The following is a 15,577-nucleotide window of genomic DNA, read 5'->3' on the forward strand; positions in this document are numbered from 1 at the left end:
GCGCCGATGCGAGACGGGCCGATATGTTGCGATGTTCTTCGGTCCGATATTTCCCGACGTTCGGATTTCAACAATCGCCAGCTTCAATTCTCGATGGTTTCTCCACCGCTCCGGCGGCGGATCAGTTGGTGGGGAAGCAGGACCTCGCCGACGCTGCCTCCCGCCCGCAGGTCGCGCAGACTGGTCACGATCGCGTCGCCGAAGCGCCGGTAGGGGATCTTGATCGAGCTGAGCCAGGGGGCGATCCAGTCGTTGAGATCGTTGTCGTCGATGCCGACCGGGAGGCAGTCGTCCGGGATGCGCACGCCCTGCTCGCCGGCGGCGCGGAACAGGCCGTAGGCCATCAGGTCGCTGGGGCAGAGGACTCCGTCGGGCCAGCCTCCATCTGCGGCCATTCGCCGTGAGGCGGCATAGCCGCAGTCGAGATGGTTGTCGCCCGGCCCGTCATAGCGGCGGACGGTCAGGCCCGGCCGCCGCTCCTCCAACCGGTCGAGAAACCCCTCCACCCGCTCCCGGATGGTCGAGGACAGCTCCGTCGGGTGGATGACGGCGGGCGCGCGCACGCCGCAGGCCAGCAGATGGTCGGCGGCGTCCGCGCCGGCCTGCCTGTTGTCGATGCCGATGAAGGGACCGCCGCCATAGGGATTGCGGCGGTTCACGAAGACGATCGGTTCGCGCCGGTCCAGCGACGCTTCCAGTTCGGGGCTGGCGACCGCGCTCACCACGATGAACCCTTCGGCGAAGCGCGACCGCATCGCGCGCAGATACTCGTCCTGCAGGTCGGGGCGGTCATGGGTGTCGCATAGAATCATCACATAGCCGGCGGCGCGCAGGGCCGCCTCCGTCGACGCGGCGATCGCGGCCATGGCCGGGTTGTCGAGATTGGGCGCCAGCATGGCGACCAGCCGGCTGTCCCCACCGCGCAAGCTGCGGCCGATCGGATTGGGACGATAGCCGCGTTCGGCGATCAGGCGCTGCACCTTGGCCACCGTCGCCGCCGACGCCCGCCCGAGGTCACCGTTGGCGATGCGCGAGACGGTGGAGACGGACACCCCTGCCTCGGCCGCGATGTCGGCCAAGGACGTTTGTCCGGAGGCCTGTCCCGGTTCTCGGTACCGATCGTTCACGACCCCCTCCATTTGTGTAGCGAACATTGCTGTTGACAGTTAAGGCAAACGTTTGCCATGTTCAAGAACGAAGAGTGGCGCCGGGCAATTCGGCGCCTGCGTAGAGCTGCCGGCACCGGCAGGAAAGCGGTCCGGATCGGGACCGGGACAAGGGTCCGGAAGCGACCCCACAGGAGGAAGCGCAATGAAGAAGGCAGCATGGATGGCCGGCTGTGCGCTGGCGTTGTCGATCCTCGGGGCCGCCGGCGCCCGGGCCGAAACCACGTTGCGCATCATGTGGTATTCGGACGGCAACGAGGGCGAGGTCATGAACGACCTGCTCCGCCGGTTCGAGGAGAAGAACAAGGACGTCAAGGTCGTTCTGGACCAGGTGCCCTTCAAGGCGATCAACGAGACCCTGCCGGTGCAACTGGCCTCTGGCCAGGGGCCGGATCTCGCCCGCATCACCGACATGGGCGGCTTGGCGCCGTACCTGCTGGATATTCGTCCTCATGTGAAGGATGCCGCCTATTGGGAGCAGAATTACGGGCCGTTCCTCCAGTGGATGCGGGTGCCGGGCAACACCACCGCGATCCCCGGTTACATGACGCAACTAACGGTTACCGGCCCCTTCGTCAACAAGACGCTGTTCGAACAGGCGGGCGTCGCCATGCCGGGCGCCAACGCGACCTGGGAGGACTGGGCGAAGGCGGCGAAGGCGGTCGCCGACAAGGTGCAGGCGCCGTTCCCCGTCGCCTTCGACCGCTCGGGACACCGCTTCTTCGGCCTCGCCGTCTCGCAAGGGGCGCAGATGGCCGAGACCGGCGGCGAGCTGAAGCCGGTCGATGACGGGTTCAAGCGCGCCGCCAAGCTGGTCGTCGACTGGCACAAATCCGGCGTGATGTCGAAGGAGCTGTGGGGTGCGGTGTCCGGCACCGCCTATCGCGGCGCCAACGAGGAATTCAAGAACGCCCAGGTCGTCTTCTACGAATCGGGATCCTGGCAGACCGCGCAGTTCGACAAGACCATCGGCGACGCCTTCGACTGGGTCGCCGTGCCGACGCCCTGCGGTCCGGCGAACTGCTCCGGCATGCCCGGCGGCGCAGCGCTGGTGGCGCTGAAGACCAGCAGCCATCCGGCCGAGGTCGGGCGCCTGCTCGACTATCTCGCCAGCGAGGATGTCGCGGCGGAATTCTACGCGCGCACGCTGTTCGTGCCGGGCCATATCGGCCTTGCCAAGAAGGGCATCGCCTACAAGTCGGCTTCGCCGCAGGCCGCAGCCGCGCTGAAGGTGTTCGGCGATGCGGTGGGCAAGCTCGATCCGGTGGCCTACCGCATCCAGGGCGATCCCAGCAGCCGCATCGTCTTCAACGCCGCCATCAGCCGCCTCGGCCAGGTGGTGGTCGGCGAAACGACCCTGGACGACGCCTATCAGCGGATTTCCGCCGATGTCGCCCAGCAGATCGCCGAGCGCAAGAAGAAGCAATAACTCCCGGCCTTTGCTCCCAACCCTGGGCCCCAATCCCGGGCCCCAACCCTGGGCGGTGGATCATGACCGACACCATGAGATCGCACGGTGCCCCCGCGCGCGGTCCGTCCGCCGCCGCGGCTGCTGTCACCACGGGCAGCGCCAATGCCCTGATGCGGCTGACCGACCCGCCGATGCGGGCGGTCCAGCGGCTGATCGGCGCGGCGCGCATGCCCTATGTCTTCCTGCTGCCGAACCTCGTCTTCTTCGGGCTGTTCGTCTTCCTGCCGATCGGGATCAACATCGTCTTCTCGGTGACGGGCGGGACGGCGCTGTTCCCGGCGGAGAGGCCCTATGTCGGGGCTGAGCATTACGCCCGCCTGCTCGATTGCGGCTCCTACCTGGAGGCCGCGAGCTGCCGGGAGGATCTGTTCTGGCGCGGGGTGGGGAACACACTGACCTTCACCGTCTTCCAGATGGTGGCGATGGTGCTGTTCTCGCTGGTCACGGCGCTGGTGCTGAACCGCCCCATCCGTGGCCGAGGCTTCTTCCGGGCGGTCTATTTCTTCCCCGTCCTGCTGTCGCCGGTCGTCGTCGCGCTGATCTGGAAATGGATCCTGCAGCGTGACGGGCTGCTGAACGCGGTGCTGACCACGGCGGGCGGTGAGAAGATCCTGTTCTTCGTCGATCCCGGCTGGGCGATGTTCTGGTCGGTCTTCGTCTCGGTGTGGGCCCATATGGGCTTCTACACGCTGATCCTGCTGGCCGGCCTCCAGGCGATCCCGCGCGACGTCTACGAGGCGGCGGAGATGGACGGCACCCGCCCCTGGCGCGTCTTCCACCGCATCACGCTGCCGCTGCTGTGGCCCAACCTGCTGGTTGTGCTGGTGCTGGTGCTGATCCGCTCGGTGCAGGTGTTCGACGAGGTGTTCGTGCTGACCGGCGGCGGTCCCGGCACGGCGACGATGATGGTCGTCCAGTATATCTACGCCACCGCCTTCGCCAACCAGGTGCAGAATTTCGGGCTGGCCGGTGCGGCGTCGGTGCTGCTGGGCGTGGTGCTGTTCGTCCTGACCCTGATCCAGCTTTTCCTGACCCGGCGGAGGGCATCATGACCGGAAAACTCCGCCGTCTGCTCCTGGCGCGGCGTGGCGGCGCCTCCTGGCATTGGACCGATGTCGCCAGCTATGGCTATCTGGCGCTGGGCGTGCTGCTGATGTTCGGGCCGGTGCTCTGGCTGGCGCTGTCGTCCTTCAAGACGCCGGCGGCCCTGCTGGAATTCCCGCCGTCGCTGCTGCCGATGGCGCAGAGCGAGGTGTCGGTGCCGGGCTATCCGCAGCCGCTGCCGCTGTTCCGGGTGACGATGGAGGACGGTTCGGTCCGCGAACTGGCGCAGGTCCGTCGCGTCGGCATCACCGCCCAGATGGTCGATCCGGCGGCGCCCGGCCAGACCATCCGGGTGCCGGCCGACCGCCGGACGCCGGTGCGCCACATGGCCCTGGCGGTGGAGAACTACACCGACCCGCTGACGCAGTTCGATTTCCTGCGCTTCCTGCGCAATTCGTTGGTGGTGACGGTGGTGGCGACCATCATCACGCTGTTGATCAACTCGATGGCCGCCTACGCGCTGTCGGTCTACGAGTTCCGCGGCAAGAAGCTGGCGATGCTGGGGGTGATCGGCACCCTGATGATCCCCATCACCATCATCCTGGCGCCGGTCTATCTGGTGGTCACCAAGCTGGGCTTCGTCGACTCGCTATGGGCGGTGATCCTGCCGGGGGCCGCCACTCCGACCGGTGTCTTCCTGCTGCGCCAGTACATGCTGACCATCCCGCGCGACCTGATCGAGGCGGCGCGGATGGACAAGGCGTCGGAATGGCGCATCTACGCGCGGATCGTCATGCCGCTGTCGATGCCGGCGCTGGCGGTGCTGGCGATCTTCTCGGTCATGTGGCGCTGGAACGAGTTCCTGTGGCCGCTGGCCGTCCTGACCAAGACCGAGGTCCACACGCTGCCGATCGCGCTCAACGCCTTCCAGGGCGAGTTGCAGACGCAATGGCATTATCTGCTCGCCATGACCGTGGTGACCCTGCTGCCGGTGGCGCTCGTCTTCGCCTTCCTGCAGCGCTTCATCACCAGCGGCATCGCGAACACGGGGATGAAGTGACATGGCCGGACTCGAACTTCGCGGCATCCGCAAGGACTATGGCAGCACCGCCGTCCTGAAGGGCATCGACCTCAGCATCGCCGACGGCGAGTTCGTGGTCTTCGTCGGCCCGTCGGGCTGCGGGAAATCGACGCTGCTGCGCGTCATCGCCGGGCTGGAGACGGTCACGGCGGGGGACATCCACATCGACGGGGCGGAGGTGACGCGGACCGCGGCGTCGGACCGCGGGCTGGCGATGGTGTTCCAGTCCTATGCGCTCTATCCGCACATGACCGTCCACCAGAACATGAGCTTCGCGCTGGAGAACATGGGGATCGCCAAGGCGGAGATATCGTCGCGGGTCGATCGTGCCGCCCGCATGCTGCGGCTGACCGACTATCTGCAACGCAAGCCCGCCGCCCTGTCGGGCGGCCAGCGCCAGCGCGTCGCCATCGGCCGGGCCATCGTGCGCGATCCCAAGATCTTCCTGTTCGACGAGCCGCTGTCCAATCTGGACGCCGAACTGCGGGTGGCGACGCGCAAGGAGCTTGCCGCCCTGCATGCCGAGATCGGCGGCACGATGATCTACGTCACCCACGATCAGGTGGAGGCGATGACGCTGGCCGACCGCATCGTCGTCCTGAACGGCGGGCGGATCGAGCAGATCGGCACGCCGCTCGACCTCTACAACCGCCCGGCAAACCTGTTCGTCGCCGGCTTCATCGGCTCGCCGCGGATGAACCTGCTGCCGACGGAGCTGGTGCGGGGGGAGGCGGCCGGCCCGGCGGCGACGCTGGGCATCCGGCCCGAGCATGTCGAACCCTGCGCCGAGGCCGACGCCGACCTGACCGTCCGGGTCGATCTCGTCGAACAGCTCGGCGGCGAAACCTTCCTCTACGCTGCCGGTCCGAACGACGTCCCGCTCACCATCCGCTGCGACGGCCAGAGCCGCCTTGTTCGTGGCGACCTGTTGCCGGTGCGGTTCAGCCGCGACCATCTCCACCGCTTCGACGCCGCGGGCCTCGCCTGCCGTCCCGAACCCCTTCTCGCCCGGAGCCATTCATGAAGGCCCTGACCCGAGCCCGTTTCCGCGGGCGCGACGGCATCTATGCCGTGTTCGATCTCGACCATGGTGTCGATCTGCGCATCGGCTTCGTCGAGGATGATATCGGCCGCATCGTGATGCGGCGCGGTGGCGCCTACCGCCTCGACCGCGGCTGGTCGGTGGCGCCCGGCGGTGCTGATCCGTCCTATGCCGGGCGGGACCGCGACGACCTGACCGGCTTCGCCTGCCCGCCTGCCGATGTCGAGGAGAGCGAGGGCACGGTCACGCTGCGGGGGGCCAGGCTCCGCGCCGTCGTGACGCTGGAGCCCTTCGGCATCGCCTGGTACCGGGCGGGGGAGGAGGTTCCCTTCCTTCAGGACCGCCGCACCCAGGCCTATTTCGTCTCGCGCAAGACCCACGCCTTTTCGCATTTCGTCGAGCGCGGCGGGGACGAGCGGCATTACGGGCTGGGCGACAAGGCCGGTCCGCTGGACCGTACCGGCCGCCGCTTCCGCGTCGATGCGGTCGATCCCTGCGGCTTCGATGCCGAGCTGAGCGACCCGCTCTACAAGATGATCCCGTTCCTGCTGGTCGCCGGGCCGACGGGGGCGCACGGGGTCTATTACGACAACCTCGCCACCGCCGAGATCGACGTCGGCGCCACCATCGACAACTACCACGGCCTGTTCCGCTCGTACCGTGCCGACGACGGCGACCTCGACGCCTACGTCTTCGCCGGTCCGGGCGTTCCGGACGTGGTGCGCGCCTTTTCGCGCCTGACCGGCGGCCATGCCTTCGGACCGAAATGGACGCTGGGCTTCGCCACCACCTCGATGGCGATCGCCGACGCCGCCGACGCCGATGCCCGCATCGCCGACTTCGTCGACCGCTGCGCCGAGCACGCGATTCCCTGCGACAGTTTCCATTTCGGTTCCGGCTACACCATGATCGGCGGGCGGCGCTACGCCTTCAACTGGAACCACGACAAGTTCCCCGATCCTGCCGCGACGCTCGCCAAGCTGAACGCCGCCGGGCTGCACCCGGTCGCCAACCTGAAGCCCTGCCTGCTCGACGACCATCCCCGCCTGTCGGAGGTGACGGCGGTCGGCGGGCTGGTGAGCGACGGCGAGACCGGCGAGCCGGCGGTGGCGCAGTTCTGGGACGGGCTCGGCTACCATCTCGACTTCACCAACGCCAAGGCGCGCGACTGGTGGCGCAACGGGATCGAGACGGCGCTGCTGGCCCCCGGCATGGTGTCGGTGTGGAACGACAACAACGAATACGAGATCTGGGACGAGGATGCCGTTGCGGCCGGCGATGGCCGACCCTTCCCCCAGACGCTGGCGCGGCCGGCGCAGGCGCTGCTGATGACCAAGCTGGCCTACGAGACCCAGGCGGCCTGGGTACCGGGCAAGCGGCCCTACACCATCACCCGCGGCGGGTCGGCCGGCCTGTGGCGCTACGGCCAGACCTGGTCGGGCGATAACGCCACCGCCTGGAAGACGCTGCGCTTCAACCTGACCCAGGGGCTCAACATGAGCCTGTCCGGCATGTTCGACATCGGGCATGACACCGGTGGTTTCCATGGGCCGAGCCCCGGGCCGGAGCTGCTCTGCCGCTTCGTCGAGTTCTGCTCCTTCTGGCCGCGCTTCATGATGAACAGCTGGAACAGCGACGGCATCACCACGCTGCCCTGGATGCATCCGGAGGTCATCGATCCGATCCGTGAGGCGATCCGCCTGCGCTATCGCCTGATGCCCTATCTCTACACCCGGATGTGGCGGGCGGCGGAGGCGGACGAGCCGGTGGTGCGCCCGCTGTTCTACGACTTCCCCGACGATCCGGGCGCCGCGACGACCGAGGACGCCTTCATGCTCGGCCCCGACCTGCTGGTGGCGCCGGTGCTGGAGCCGGGGGCGGACAGCCGGTCGGTCCGGCTGCCCAAGCATCCCGGCGGCTGGTACCTCTTCCATGACGGCACGCATCATGCGGGCGGAGCGGTCGCGACGGTGGCGGCCCCGCTCGGTCGGGCGCCGCTGTTCGTGCGGGCCGGCGCCCTGCTGCCGTTGGCGGCGGCCGGACTGCGCGTCGATCCGGCGACGGATACCGAACGCGAACTCGTCGTTTATGGTGAAATCGGCGGCGATGCGGCGGGCGCCACGGCCGTGCTCTATGACGATGACGGCGACACCACCGGCTGGCGCGACGGCGCCGGGCTGGTGACCCGGCTCACGGCGGTGCGCCAGGGTGACGCCGTGGTGGTCTCCGCCAAGGCGACCGGCCGCTACCAGCCGGCATGGCGCAGCCTGCGCCTGCGCAGCGTGGGCGGATCGCAGGCGCGGCCCGGCACGGTCGAGGGTGCCGCGCTGAACCTGGAGGCTTGAGCTTCCTGTCTTCGCAGTCAGGAAGACGGAGCTTGTCTCAATCGGAGCGGGGCGGGGTGAAGCGCGGCACCAGCAGCCGGCGGAGCCCCGCCACACCGGCATAGAGCACCAGCCCCAGCAGGCAGAGTTGCAGCACGATGGCGAACATCTGTGCCGTTTCGTAGGAATTGATCCTGCTCACCAGCAGATATCCCAGCCCGGAGCTTCCCGACACGAACTCCGCCACCACCGTGCCGACCAGGGCCAGGACGATGCCGACCTCCAGCCCGGTGACGATGTAGGGCAGGGCATGGGGGAACTCCAGGCGGCGGAGCAGCTGGAAGCGGCCGGCGTCGAAGGAGACCATCAGGTCGCGCAACCCCTCCGGCACCGACCGGATGCCGAGCAGCGTGTTCATCATGATCGGGTAGAAGGGCAGGATGGCGGAGGTGAGGATCTTCGGACCGAGACCGAACCCCATCCACACCACGAACAGCGGAATCAGCGCGACCTTCGGCAGGACCTGGAAGGCGACGATGAAGGGCCTCGACAGGCGCTCCAGCGTCGGCGACAGCGAAAGCAGGATGCCTGTCGCCACGCCGAGGACGGCCGCCAGCAGGAAGCCGGCCACCGCACCGGCGAAGGTCATCGCCGTGTGGCTCCAGGCCCGCCGGCTGGACAGCAGCGCCGCCCATTCCTCCAGCACCGGGCGGGGAGCGGGAAGAATGAAAGGGGAGATGTTCCAGGCGGTGACGAAGCCATGCCAGGCCAGCAGGCCGGCCGCCAGCAGGCACGGCGTGACCAGCCAGGGCAGCCAGACCGCATCGCGCAAACGGACTTTCCTCATGGCTGTTCCATCAGTCCGGCCAATCTTTCGTGCAGATCGCGCACCATCTGCTGGAACTCCGGCGAATAGGTGAGACCGCGGCTGCGAGGCCTGGGGAAGGGCACCTCGACTACAGTGTCGATCCGTCCCGGTCCCGGCGAGAACAGGACGATCCGGTCGGCCAGGAATGCCGCCTCCGCCATCGAATGGGTCACCAGGACGACGGTCTTGCGGGTCGCGAGCCAGAGCGTCTGAAGCTCCAGGTTCAGGGCCTCGCGGGAAATCGCGTCGAGTGCCGCGAAGGGCTCGTCCATCAGCAGCACGTCGGGATCGTAGGACAGGGCCCGCGCGATGGCGACACGCTGGCGCATGCCGCCGGAAATCTCGTGCGGCATGCGGGAGCCGATGCCGGCTGCACCGACCAGCGCCAGCATCGCCCGCGCGCCTGACTGCCGCTCCGCCCGCGGCGATCGTCCGCGCAGGTCCAGCGGCAGCCGCACATTCTCCTCCACCGTCAGCCAGGGGAGCAGGGGCGCGTCCTGGAAGACCAGCCCCAGCCGCGACCGAAGCTCCTTCCGGCAGCGGCCCCCGTCCCACAGGGGGCTGCCGGCAATGGCGATGGTCCCGCAGGTCGGCTCCAGCAATCCGCTGATCATGCGCAGCAGGGTGGTCTTGCCGCAACCCGACGGCCCGAGGAAGACGACGAACTCGCCGTCGGCGATCGACAGGCTGCTGGGCAGGAGCGCCGGCGCCGCCCCGGCACCGGCATCGAAGATCTTGCCGACCCCCGTAAGGGCGATCAGGGGTGGCCGCCCGCCGCTGCTGGCAACGCCGGTCCCGCTCACAGCGCGTCGATGAACCGGTTGGTGTAAAGATCCTCCTGTTTCATGTTCGGTGGAGCGAACCCGCAGGAAACCATCAGGTCGTAGGCGCTCTGCCAGCGTTTCGGCACGTTGCGCAGCAGGTTCTCGCGGCCGTCCGCCAGCAGGAAGGCGATGTTTTCCTTGTAGATCGCGGCGGCAAGCTCCGGGTTGCGGGCTTCGGCCATGTCGTAGCGTTCCATGGCCTTCAGCGCGTCCGCGACGGCGACCTTGCCATCGATCAGGTCGAGCAGTGCGGTGCGGACGGCGCGGACGTAGCGCTGGATCACGGGCCCATGCCGCTCGATCACCTCGCTCTTGCCCGCGTAGCAGAATCCCGGCGTCGGAGCGACAGTATCGGTGTTCCACAGGTGAACGGGCTGGCCGCTCTTCTGCAATGCGACCGCGATGCTGGCGGTCACGAAATAGGCGTCGATCCGGCCCTGGCGGATCAGGTCGACCCCCGCCGGCGAATTGTTCACGACCACCCGCTGGACAGCGGTGCGGTCCACACCGCGGGCCGCCAGCATGATGTCGAGCAGCGTTTCCGTGGTGCCGCCGACCGACTGGATGCCGACCGTCCGGTTCGCCATGTCCTGCGGCCCGCTCACCGGTTTGTCCCGCAGGCTCACCACGAACCAGGGGGAACTCTGCTGCACCGTGCCGAAGGCGACGAGGTCGCGGCCCGCCGGCTGCGCGCTGGCCCGGATGTGATCGACTGCCCCGATGCGGGCGATCGTCGCGTTCCCGCCCAGAACCTGCTGCAACGCCATGGAGGAGCCGCGAGCCTCCTCGATGCCGACCCGGAGCCCCTCGCGTTCGAAATACCCGCCGGCCTGCGCGAACAGGACGTCGATGAAGGCCAGGATGAACTGGTTGGGCAGCACGATGGAAAGAGCATCCTGCGCCTGTGCACCCACCTGTGCACCCAATGGCCTTACCGAGGCCAGGAACATGCCCGCCGCGCTGGCCGTCAGCAGATCCCGTCGCTTTACCGTCATGGTCGATTCCATCAATCAAATCAAACGACACAGGCGTGCCGACTCTCCAGCGGGAATCACGGAGGTGCATGCATACAAAAGAATATTGCGGAGCTTCGGCAGGATTGCCAAGCCCCTTCCGTAGCGCGGACGGCACGGCGGCGCCGTGGATGAAGGGGCGCGTAAAGGGCCGGCGGTCTTTACAACGCTTTACTCGCGTAACGACCGCCGCCCGGCCACACTCCCCTCAGAACAACACGCAAGAGGAGCAGGGGACATGGCTCACCTTTCCGCCCATGACGACGGTGCACTGCCGACATCGCCGCACCAGCGCTGGCCCGAAGCCGACGCCTTCGCGATGCAAGCGCACGCATTCGGCGAGGCGGAGATCAACGCCTACGTCTCCTACGTCAGGACGCTGGTCAACGCCGTGACCTCCATCCGGCTGGCGTCGGATGCGCGGCGGCGCTGGATGGAGCGCAACGGTGCCGCCTGTCCCGATGCGGAGAAGATGTCCCGCCTGATCGAGGCCGAGATGGACCGCGCCGACGAGATGGCGCACCGCATCATCGGGCTGGTGGCGTCGGTGCGTGCGGACTCCGCTCCGCCATCGCTTCCCAAGCGCACCGAGGCGGCACCCGTTTCCGTCTTCCGCTCAGCCCCGGGGCTGCGGACGGTGCAGAAGGACAAGCAGCCCTGGGTCCGGCATGGTTGAGCCTGGGATGGCGGTTTTCGGCATGATTGAAACTCCAGCGCCTGGCTGCGCTGCGATGCGGTTTTGATCCGGTGGAAGGTACCGGAATGGAAAAGCTGTTTCTTCCCATCAATATCGGCGCCCTTGATCTTGCCCATCGCGTCGTCATGGCGGCGGCGAGCGACCATGGGCGGACCGGCGAGCGCCAATCGGCGGCCGATTGCGGCGCCTGCGTCCGGCATGTCTCGCCGGGCGGTCTGGTCATCACGCCCCCCGTACCCGTTTCCGCGGCGGCGGCATCCGCCCCCTTCCTGGACGGGTTCGATGCGCCCGGGGCGGCTGCGGCGTGGGGCGGGGCGATCGCGCTGGCGCATGTCAGGAAGGCCAGAGTGGTGGCGCGGCTGTGGCATTCCGGACGGCACGCGGGGCAGGACTCCATGCTGGCGGCAGCCCTGGACGGCGCCGGCATTGATGCGGTCATCGAGGATTTCCGCCGCGCGGCCGAGCAGGCGAAGCGCCTCGGCTTCGACGGCGTGGAACTGGACGCGGCGGACGGCTCGCTTCCCGACCAGTTCCTTCAGGACGGGGTGAACCGGCGCACGGACCGCTACGGCGGATCGATCCAGAACCGGCTGAACTTCCTGTGCGAACTGGTCGATGCGGTGGCCGGCGTCTGGTCGGTGGAGCGGGTTGGCGTCCGCCTGTCGCCGTTCGGCCAGTTCCGCGGCATGTCGGATTCCGATCCGGTCACACTGTTCGCCACCCTCCTGACGACGCTGGGGGGGCAGGAGCTTCCCTTCGTGCATCTCGTCCGCACCGCCGCGGATGGGGCGCCGCTCGGCCATCTGCCCTATGAGGACAGCGCCGCCGCCACCCGCTTCCGGGCGGCCTTTCCGTCCGCCATCATCGTGTCGGGCGCCTTTACCCGGCAACGCGCGGTGGAACTGGTGAGAAGCCGCTGGGCCGACGCCATCGGGGTCGAGACCGGCATGGCGGAGGAGGGCGCCGGGGGGCGCTGACGGCGGGCGTGGACGCATCCGCCTGCGCCTGTCCATACCATCTTTCTGATACGTTGACCCTGGGCTTGGTGTACGTATCATGGGGAAGATCTTACGTATGCATAGCGCCGGGAAATGACGATTTCTTTTGCCTTCGATGACCTGAAGAAGACGGAGGCGTGCAGGAGCTTGTGTCACCGCTTTGCCGTCGGCGGGCTGGTGGACGCACCCTTTGACTGAGTCGCCTTTATTCGGAGAGCCGGCGGTTTCCCAGCTGCGGCCCGCGACGGCTCCCCCTATGGAGCAGAACGAGGTCGCCTTCGGACCTTTCCGATTTTCCCCGATGCGCGGGCTGCTGAAGGACGGCGTTGCCGTCAAGGTGGGCAGCCGGCCCCAGGCCATTCTCGCCCTGCTGCTGGAACAGGCCGGCGCGGTCATCAGCAACCGCGACATCATGGCCCGCGTCTGGCCGGGGCTGTTCGTCGAAGAAGCGAACATCCGCGTTCACATCGGCTCCCTGCGCAAGCTTCTGGGCAAGAACGACGTCGGCACGGACTACATCGAAAACATTCCGGCGCAGGGCTACCGCTTTGTCGGAACAGTCCGGACGCTGTCGGCGGAGCCCGGGGCGGGCACTTCCGTCCCCGCCTCGGCGCCGCAAGCGGATCTGTCGAGCCTGTTGCCTCGCAACATCGATCGGCTGATCGGGCGCGACGAGACGATCGACGACCTCGTGCGGAAGCTGGCGGAGAAGAGCTTCGTCACCATCACCGGCGTCGGCGGCATCGGCAAGACCAGCGTCGCCGTCGAAGTGGCGCAACTGTCCGCCGGCAGCCACCGGGATGGCGTCTATTTCGTGGATCTCAGCACGCTGTCCGACCCGACGCTGGTGTGCGGCACCATCGCGCAGGTGATGAAGCTTCCCGGCGGCGGCAAGGGTGCGCTGGAGGGGTTCCTCGCGGCGGTGAAGGGGCTGGACGCCCTGCTGATCCTCGACAATTGCGAGCATCTGATCGAGGAGGTCGCCGTCGTCGTCGAAGGCATCCTGACGACCGCCCGCGACATCGACATCCTGGTGACCAGCCGCGAGATCCTGCGCGCCCAGGGCGAATGGGTCCACCGCCTGCCGCCGCTGCCGGTTCCGCCGGGGCAGGAACCCACGCTGACCGCCGAGCAGGCGCTGACCTACCCCGCGGTGGAGCTGTTCGTCGAGCGGGTGTCGTCCGGCGACGGGATGTTCAGCCTGTCGGATGCCGATGCGCCGGTGGCCGCGGAGCTCTGCCGCCATCTGGACGGCGTTCCGCTCGCCCTGGAACTGGCGGCGGCCCGCGTGCCCCTGCTGGGCATCCATGGTCTGGCGGCGAGCCTGGACAGGGCCTTCGACGTTTTGCGCGGCGGCCGCCGGACCGCGCTACCCCGTCACCAGACCCTGCGGGCGACGCTGGAGTGGAGCCATCGCCTGCTGGACGAGCGCGAGCGCATCGTCCTGCGCCGGCTCTCCGCCATCCGCGGCTCTTTCACCGGCGACCTGTCCATCGGCGTCGCGGCCTTCGGGGCGATTTCGGAGGAGGATGTCGTCGAGGCGATCTCGGAACTGGCCGGGAAATCGCTGCTGTCGGTGGAGCACCGGCAGCAGAGCGTCCAGTTCCGTCTGCTGGAAACCACCCGCCAGTATGCGGCGGAACGTCTTCAGGAAAGCGGCGAGGCCGAGGTGGTCAGCCGCAATCTGGCGCGGCATCTCTGCCGCATGCTGGCCGGATCGCAGTCGACGAACACCGCCGCCTGGAAAATCGTGTACGGGACCCGGGTGGATGATGTCCGCAGCGCCCTGGAATGGTCCCTGTCGCCGGCCGGGGATCTGGCGACCGCCGTCGATCTGACCGTCGCCTCGGCGCCGATGTGGTTCCAGCTGTCACTGACCGACGAATTCCGCCGGCGCGCAGAAACGGTGCTCCAGGCCATCCGTCGGCAGCCTCAGCCGGATTTGAAGTCGGAAATGGCGATCACCGCCCATCTGGGGCCGGCGCTGTGGAACTCGCTCGGTCCCGCGCCGGAGGTCAGTGCCGTGCTGCTGCGCGGCCTGGAGCTGTCACGGCAGCTCGGCGACGTCGGATACCAGCGCCGTGCCCTGTGGGGGCTGTGGCTCTATTATCTGGCGCGGGAGCAGGACCATGAGGCGCTGGAGGCGGCGGAGCGGTTCGGCGATCTGCTGGGCAGTCCCGCCGACCCGGGGGCGGAGTCCATGCACCAGCGCATGATGGCGCTCGGCCTGCTCACGGTGGGAGAATTCGACCGCGCCCGCGACTTCGCCGAACGGTGCCTGGGCGCACCGGCTCCGACCACCGGATCGAGCCTGAGGGGATACCAGTTCGAACAGCGGATCGTCTCCCACACCCATTTGGCGCGGATTTCCTGGCTCCAGGGTTATCCGGACCGGGCGCGGGAGGCCATGCAGGAAGCGGTGGAGCAGGGGCTGGCGTCGGGCCATGCGCTCTCCCTGAGCTTCGCCCTGTCGCTCGGTGCCTGTCCGGTGGCCTTCTGGTGCGGCGATTACGATCTGACGGCGCGCTATGCCGAGCTGCTGGTCGAGAAGACCAGCGAGGGCTCCCTGTTCGTCTGGCGCACCTATGGGTCGTGTTACCAGCTGGCGCTGGAGGCGCGGCAGGGCCAGGATCATCAGATCGCGGCGCTGCGCCGGTCGACGCGGTTCGCCGACGTCCATCGGAACAGGCGCGTCCGGATGCTCGCGACCGTCGCTCCGCGTTTGCTCACGCCGGCCATCCTTGACGAGGTGAGCGACGGTCCGACACACTGGGCGACGGCCGAACTTCTCCGCCTGAAGTCGGAAAATGCCGGTGACGCGGAGACGGCGGAGAGGCTGCTGCGGCAATCGATGGACATCGCCGATGCACAAGGTGCCCAGGCCTGGCGCCTGCGGACGGCGATGAGCATGGCCCGGCGACATCTGGAGGCCGGGGGGCTGCCGGACGCCGCGTCCATCCTTTCCACCGTCTATGACGGCTTTTCCGAGGGACACGACACCCCCGACCTGCGCGAAGCCGCCGCACTTCTCGACAGGCTGTAGGCAGCG

General features: G+C 68.0%; 12 protein-coding genes. 8 read left to right on the plus strand and 4 right to left on the minus strand.

From position 1 onward, the window contains the following. Positions 1 to 83: 83 nt before the first annotated feature. Positions 84 to 1,079 carry a LacI family DNA-binding transcriptional regulator gene (locus tag J2848_RS13980; protein WP_246193878.1) on the minus strand — a complete coding sequence of 332 codons (996 nt, stop codon included), beginning with the start codon at positions 1,077 to 1,079 and terminating at the stop codon, positions 84 to 86. A gap of 232 nt (positions 1,080 to 1,311) precedes the next feature. Between J2848_RS13980 and J2848_RS13985 the strand changes: the two genes are divergently transcribed. The 5 genes from J2848_RS13985 to J2848_RS14005 all read left to right on the plus strand — a co-directional run bounded on the left by J2848_RS13985 (position 1,312) and on the right by J2848_RS14005 (position 8,149). Further along, entirely contained in the window at positions 1,312 to 2,595 is a 1,284-nt protein-coding gene (locus tag J2848_RS13985) for an ABC transporter substrate-binding protein (protein WP_149231579.1), read from the plus strand. A gap of 62 nt (positions 2,596 to 2,657) precedes the next feature. Next, entirely contained in the window at positions 2,658 to 3,689 is a 1,032-nt protein-coding gene (locus tag J2848_RS13990; RefSeq protein WP_149231580.1) for a carbohydrate ABC transporter permease, read from the plus strand. After that, positions 3,686 to 4,741: a carbohydrate ABC transporter permease gene (locus J2848_RS13995; protein WP_149231581.1), complete on the plus strand. Its 1,056-nt coding sequence runs from the start codon at positions 3,686 to 3,688 to the stop codon at positions 4,739 to 4,741. The genes J2848_RS13990 and J2848_RS13995 overlap by 4 nt, the downstream gene beginning before the upstream one ends. A 1-nt stretch (position 4,742) precedes the next feature. After that, positions 4,743 to 5,786 (plus strand): ABC transporter ATP-binding protein, encoded by a 1,044-nt coding sequence (locus J2848_RS14000; protein WP_149231582.1) that lies wholly within the window; start codon positions 4,743 to 4,745, stop codon positions 5,784 to 5,786. After that, positions 5,783 to 8,149, plus strand: coding sequence for a glycoside hydrolase family 31 protein (locus J2848_RS14005; protein WP_149231583.1), 2,367 nt, complete (start codon positions 5,783 to 5,785; stop codon positions 8,147 to 8,149). The genes J2848_RS14000 and J2848_RS14005 overlap by 4 nt, the downstream gene beginning before the upstream one ends. A 37-nt stretch (positions 8,150 to 8,186) precedes the next feature. Here the strand turns inward: J2848_RS14005 and J2848_RS14010 are convergent, their stop codons facing one another. The 3 genes from J2848_RS14010 to J2848_RS14020 are packed head-to-tail and all read right to left on the minus strand — an operon-like array spanning position 8,187 to position 10,815. Next, positions 8,187 to 8,975 (minus strand): ABC transporter permease, encoded by a 789-nt coding sequence (locus J2848_RS14010; protein WP_149231584.1) that lies wholly within the window; start codon positions 8,973 to 8,975, stop codon positions 8,187 to 8,189. Then, a complete protein-coding gene (locus J2848_RS14015) occupies positions 8,972 to 9,799 on the minus strand; it encodes an ABC transporter ATP-binding protein (RefSeq protein WP_149231585.1) in 828 nt (275 codons plus the stop codon). The genes J2848_RS14010 and J2848_RS14015 overlap by 4 nt, the downstream gene beginning before the upstream one ends. Then, a complete protein-coding gene (locus tag J2848_RS14020; protein ID WP_170307040.1) occupies positions 9,796 to 10,815 on the minus strand; it encodes an ABC transporter substrate-binding protein in 1,020 nt (339 codons plus the stop codon). Before J2848_RS14020 ends, J2848_RS14015 begins: the two co-directional genes overlap by 4 nt. Positions 10,816 to 11,071: 256 nt before the next feature. On the opposite strand from J2848_RS14020, the gene J2848_RS14025 reads away from it, so the two are divergent. The 3 genes from J2848_RS14025 (at position 11,072) to J2848_RS14035 (ending at position 15,571) form a co-directional block, all read left to right on the plus strand. Next, entirely contained in the window at positions 11,072 to 11,509 is a 438-nt protein-coding gene (locus J2848_RS14025; RefSeq protein WP_149231587.1) for a hypothetical protein, read from the plus strand. Positions 11,510 to 11,595: 86 nt separating this feature from the next. Further along, positions 11,596 to 12,507: an oxidoreductase gene (locus J2848_RS14030; RefSeq protein ID WP_149231588.1), complete on the plus strand. Its 912-nt coding sequence runs from the start codon at positions 11,596 to 11,598 to the stop codon at positions 12,505 to 12,507. A gap of 322 nt (positions 12,508 to 12,829) precedes the next feature. Then, complete coding sequence (locus J2848_RS14035) at positions 12,830 to 15,571, plus strand: ATP-binding protein (RefSeq protein WP_170307041.1); 2,742 nt, start codon at positions 12,830 to 12,832, stop codon at positions 15,569 to 15,571. Positions 15,572 to 15,577 lie beyond the last annotated feature (6 nt).

This window comes from Azospirillum lipoferum, from assembly GCF_024170005.1.
In the GTDB taxonomy this organism is placed as follows: Bacteria; Pseudomonadota; Alphaproteobacteria; order Azospirillales; family Azospirillaceae; genus Azospirillum; species Azospirillum lipoferum.